Origin of the sequence: Streptomyces sp. CB01881 (assembly GCF_002953255.1) — a bacterium.
GTDB lineage: Bacteria > Actinomycetota > Actinomycetes > Streptomycetales > Streptomycetaceae > Kitasatospora.
The window spans coordinates 10,718,099-10,722,330 of record NZ_CP026498.1; the positions used below are offsets into that span (position 1 = coordinate 10,718,099).

Consider the following 4,232-nt stretch of genomic DNA (forward strand, 5'->3'; position numbering starts at 1 on the left):
AATCCCCACCCTGCCCAACGCGCCGATCCAGGCGATCCACCGCGCGGACGACTCCGGCACCACCGCCAACCTGACCGCATACTTCGCCGCGACCTCCAACGGCGCCTGGGCCTACCCGGCCGGAAAATCATGGACAGGCAAGGGCGGCCAGTCCGCGAACGGCTCCGCCGGGGTCGCGGCGCAGGTCAAACAGATCAACGACTCGATCGGCTACGTCGAACTGTCCTATGCCCAGACCAACAACCTGAAGAGCGCGGCCATCAACACCGGCGCCCCCAAGCCGGTCGAGGCCACCGCCGCCAACGCCGCCACCACCCTGGCCAAGGCCCAGATCACCGGCACCGACGGCGACCTCACCCTGGACCTCGACTACGGGACCAAGGACGAGAACGCCTACCCGCTGGTCCTGGTCACCTACGAGGTCGTCTGCGACAAGGGAAACAAGGCCTCGACCCTGCCCGCCCTCAAGTCCTTCCTCACCTACACCAGCAGCGAGGCCGGCCAGCAGGCCGTCGCCCCGGTGGGCTACGTCCCCTTGCCGAAAGAGCTGACGTCCAAGGTCCAAACCGCGGTCTCCAACCTCGCCTGAAACCCGGCGCGGATGGCAGCCAGGCCGCTCGCCCGGGCGGTCGCCGTCCACTTCCTCGAAGCCCTGGCGTCACGAGGGGTAACACAGGACCCAGCCGAGCTCCCGCTTGGCCTTGGCGTTGGAGAAGCCGCGGCCTGCGGTCGTCATCGTCACCGCCGCTTCTCCGGCCGGCAGCCGGGCCGGCCACTTGGGGAAGCACGCGCATCGGGTCTTCGCCGCCACGTACGAGGCAAGGTGGGGCAGCCACTTGCCGGCTGGGGCCGGTCCGTCGTCGATGACGTTGAACACGCCCCTCGTCTGCTGCTCGACGGCCCGGACGGCGGTCACGGCGAGCTGCTGGACCGAATGGCACGCGCCGCCACGTCGTGCGGCCCGAAGATCCGGGCGCTTCGCACGCGGCGCTGTACGCGCTAATGGCTGGCCCATGCCGCGGTCGCGTGTGCCCGTGTGCGGACGAAGCCGTCCGTGAGGCCGGGTGACCGGCACTACGGCTACCCGTTCCCTGTGGCCGTGGTGTCGCGCTTGATGGCGACCATGGCCGCGTCGTCGCCCAGCCTCCCGCCCGCGTGGGCGAGGAGGTCCTGGCAAAGTCGGCGCAGGAGGGCGTGGGGATCGCTGGGCGCCCAGGAGGCGAGCCGTTCGGCGAGCGGATAGAAGGCCCCTGATTCGTCGCGCGCCTCGATGACACCGTCCGTGTACAGCAGCGCGATGTCACCCGGCTCGAAGGCGAAGGTCTCGACCTCGAGACCGGATGATCCGGCCAACTCCGTGAGGCCCAGAGGGGGAGCAGGCCGGCTGACATCGAGCGGTGTGACTCGGTCACCGCGCAGCAGCAGCGGGGCCGGGTGCCCGCAGTCCGCGAGGCGGATCACCGGCTCCGTGTCGGGGATGTCGAGAACGGCTGCGGTGATGAACGACTCGGTGTCGTCGGCGTCCGCGGTGTCGTGTGCCGGGTCACCGGTTTCCCCCAGCCCTCCGAAGACCGCTCCCTCCAGGTGGGAGACCAGGACGGGCAGGTCGACCTGCCGGTAGGCCGCGGTCCGGAAGGCGCCGAGCACCAAGGAGGCCTCGCCGATCGCTTCGAGGCCCTTGCCCCGGACGTCGCCGATCAGGAATCGGCTGCCTTGCCGTGTTCGCACGGCCGCGTACAGGTCGCCGCCGATCTGGGCCTCGGCCTCCGCCGCGAGGTAGACCGACGCGATCCGCAGCGGGCCCATCCGAGCCGGAACAGGCCGCTGTAGCACTGCCTGCGCCGCCTCGGCCACCGAACGCAGCTGCGTCATCTCCTTCTCGTGCTGCTCGCGAAGATGGGCGAAAAGGGCCACGAGCAGGGAGATCAACGCCAGGGCGACGATCTGGACGGAGTGGTTGAGGTCGACCAGCGTGGTCCGCGCCGCCGCGACGATTCCCTGAGCCAGGACCGCCGCCGCACCGACCGCGATGGTGGTCCACGGGCCGGCGAACGAGGCGGTGATCGCCGGGGCGGCGACCAGGAGCGGCCCGAGGTGCACCTCCGGCGGCGCCAGCATGTCCACGACGGAGATGACCACGATCAGCACAAGGGGGATGAGGATCAGCGGGCGGCCCCGTTGTCGCGGCCACCGCAGATCCAAACGCCACCGAGATTCCATGCCTCCTGCATACCTCCTCCCGTTGTCACAGCGTGGTCACCCGGCCCTGGCCGCCTTCGCCGTGTCGGCGAAGGCTCGGCACCACGCGCGGTGATGCAGTCGACTGGCGCGTCAGTCGACCAGCACGTCCCAGCGCAGCCTGCTGAGGTCGTGGCGGCATCGGTACCGGCCCTGCGTAGGTTGTGGTCATTGCGGCACTGTCGGCGGTCGCTGAGCCTGGCCCCGTCCGGGATCGGTCGATCCTGCGAGCGCGGCCGCAGGACGGGCGCGGCGCGGCATTTATGTCATGTACAGGCCGTCTATGGCTTCTTCTCGGTCAAGAATGGGGCGAGGGTACGGGCGGAACCCGGGACGGGCAGGCGACCCGGTCGGGGCTGGCGGAGAATGCCGGATGAGGGGGCCGGGTGTCGGACGGGCCGACGGGCCCACGGGTCGGCCCGGCCCGAAGGCGGCCGGATGCGAAGGGGTGTGGGGCCGGTGCGGGCGATGGCGGTTGAGGACTGGGCGGCCGACTGGGCCCGGCGGGCCAGGGAAATTCCGAACGGGCGTGTCGCGGCCGGGCTGCTGGTCGATCTCGTCGCCGATCCGCGGCAGCACCTCGCCCGGACGGCGACGTTTCCGGTGACGGCCGCAGCCGTGGCCCTGCGTATCGCGCCGGCCCTCCTCCGCGCGGCCCTCCGAGACCTGGCCGACGCGGGCCTGCTCACCCTGGCCTGCCACAATGCGGGAGAACCCGGGAGCGAGGTCGCGATGGTGACCCTCACCGCGCCGGCGTCCGACCGCAAGCCCAAGGGCCCACGCCGTGGCCACCAGTGATCCGGCTCCCGAGTCACCCGGCTGCCTGGGGCCGCCCGACGACGCGCCCGGCCGTCCCCAGTCGGACGGGGCCGTTGTGACCTGGGTCTGGCCCGAGGACGAGGAGGCGATGCGACTGGTAGCCACGCGGCTCAAGTCCGCCCATCCCGGGGCCGACCCGGCCACCGTGGAGGCTCTCGTCGCGGGTGCCTACGACGAACTGCGCGACGCCAAGGTCCGGACGTTCATCCCGATCCTGACGGAGCGCCGTGTCCGGGCCCTGCTCGCCATGCCGCCACCGGACAATCGGCCCACGCCGGAGAGCTGACCCCGGCACCTCCGAGGGCCGCCCCCGCACCCGCCGCGCCGGCCCGCCCGGCGTCGGTCAAGCCGCCGCCCTGTGCGTATCTCACGGTCCAGAGCTACCGGAGCGCACACCGACCACTGTCAGGCGAACGGCTCCGACGTCACTCAACCAAGTTCGGTAGCCTCCCGTTTGCGCCCGGTCAGGTCGAGGTGCTCTGCCCGGTCGGCCAGAGCCCGGGACACGTGATCACTCGCCGACTCGGTCGCTTACCGGGCTCCGGGGCGCAGGACCGGCAGCCCGGCCCGCAGCCGGTCCAGGAAGTCCTCGACCCGCAGGCTGCCGTCCTCACGCTTTCGCAGGAGGTCCAGGCCCGCGCGGCCGAACATCTGCCGCTTCAGCATCTTGATCCGATTCACCTGCCCCTCCACCGCCTCCGAGCTGAACGGCAGACTCAACCCCGCCACCACCGCCCCAAGATCAGAACCGATCCCATTCACGAACGACATCAACGATGTGTGATCACTTTCGATGGTCTCCGGCTGGGATGGCGCCACGTGCGTGATGATCAATGACCGTGAGCGAGGTGGATGCCGAGGAAGTGCTGTTCCCGGACCTGGACGACCTGGAGATAGCGAACATCGAGATCGGCGGCGATACCGTGACCGTCGCGGCCTGCGCCTGTGCGCCCGAGGCGCTCTGCCCGGCCTGCGGCGCCAGATCACGTCGAGTCCACAGCCGCTACGAGCGCCGGTTGGCGGACTCGGCAGTCGGTGCCGACAAGTCGTCGTGAAGCTGCAGGTCCGGCGCTTCCGCTGCCCCGCGACGTCGTGTCCCCGGGCGACATTCGTTGAGCAGGTCGCCGGCCTCACCTTCCGCCACGGGCGGTGGAGCCTGCGGCTGCACACGATCC

At 70.7% G+C, this 4,232-nt stretch carries 6 protein-coding genes and 1 pseudogene; 4 read left to right on the top strand and 3 right to left on the bottom strand.

The genetic code is table 11. The features are described 5' to 3' along the window. Positions 1-589, top strand: a 589-nt coding sequence (locus C2142_RS41040) for a substrate-binding domain-containing protein (RefSeq protein WP_241003007.1), incomplete at its 5' end; no start/stop codon positions are given. 69 nt (positions 590-658) lie between these two features. Here C2142_RS41040 and C2142_RS36165 read toward each other — a convergent pair. Together C2142_RS36165 and C2142_RS36170 are read right to left on the bottom strand one after the other, a co-directional pair. After that, on the bottom strand, positions 659-916 hold the full coding sequence (locus tag C2142_RS36165) for a hypothetical protein (RefSeq protein WP_148647045.1): 258 nt from the start codon (positions 914-916) through the stop codon (positions 659-661). A gap of 164 nt (positions 917-1,080) precedes the next feature. Then, positions 1,081-2,148 carry a PP2C family protein-serine/threonine phosphatase gene (locus C2142_RS36170; RefSeq protein WP_346766418.1) on the bottom strand — a complete coding sequence of 356 codons (1,068 nt, stop codon included), beginning with the start codon at positions 2,146-2,148 and terminating at the stop codon, positions 1,081-1,083. Between the two features lie 558 nt (positions 2,149-2,706). Here C2142_RS36170 and C2142_RS36175 point away from each other — a divergent pair. Both C2142_RS36175 and C2142_RS36180 read left to right on the top strand, forming a co-directional pair. Beyond that, on the top strand, positions 2,707-3,036 hold the full coding sequence (locus C2142_RS36175) for a hypothetical protein (protein WP_162002646.1): 330 nt from the start codon (positions 2,707-2,709) through the stop codon (positions 3,034-3,036). A 76-nt stretch (positions 3,037-3,112) separates the two neighbouring features. Further along, positions 3,113-3,343, top strand: a complete 231-nt coding sequence (locus tag C2142_RS36180; RefSeq protein WP_162002647.1) for a hypothetical protein — start codon at positions 3,113-3,115, stop codon at positions 3,341-3,343. Positions 3,344-3,588: 245 nt separating this feature from the next. On the opposite strand, the pseudogene C2142_RS41045 reads toward C2142_RS36180, so the two are convergent. Further along, positions 3,589-3,792 (bottom strand): annotated as a pseudogene (locus tag C2142_RS41045) (hypothetical protein); the annotation flags it as partial. Between the two features lie 104 nt (positions 3,793-3,896). On the opposite strand from C2142_RS41045, the gene C2142_RS36190 reads away from it, so the two are divergent. Further along, positions 3,897-4,112: a transposase family protein gene (locus tag C2142_RS36190; RefSeq protein ID WP_206671097.1), complete on the top strand. Its 216-nt coding sequence runs from the start codon at positions 3,897-3,899 to the stop codon at positions 4,110-4,112. Positions 4,113-4,232 lie beyond the last annotated feature (120 nt).